1 pseudogene is annotated in these 258 nt (G+C 72.5%); it reads left to right on the top strand.

What is annotated here, in order from left to right:
- Positions 1 to 258: pseudogene (locus SB751_RS32485) on the top strand (type II secretion system minor pseudopilin GspK); the annotation flags it as partial.

Here is a 258-nt window from a genome sequence, read left to right as displayed (position 1 = left end):
CTGCTGCCGCCGGATGCGATCGCGGTCAATGCAGAGCTTGCGCGCGCGTCGATCGCCGGCAACGTCGAGGACGCGCAGGCGCGCTTCAACCTGCTGAACCTCGTGTCGCGCGTCGCGCCGGGCAAGCCGTGGCAGGCCAACGCGGAAGGCGTGCTCGCGTATCGGCGCCTGCTCGGCGCACTCGGGCTCGACGCCGCGCTCGCGCAAGCGACGGCCGACTACATGCTGCGCTCGCTGCGCGACACGAACGGCCCCGAC

The sequence above is a fragment of the Cupriavidus sp. SIMBA_020 genome (assembly GCF_046535395.1).
Taxonomy (GTDB): Bacteria; Pseudomonadota; Gammaproteobacteria; order Burkholderiales; family Burkholderiaceae; genus Cupriavidus; species Cupriavidus campinensis.
The sequence above is the reverse complement of the archived record's forward strand: the minus strand, read 5'-3'. Positions and strand labels throughout refer to the sequence as shown.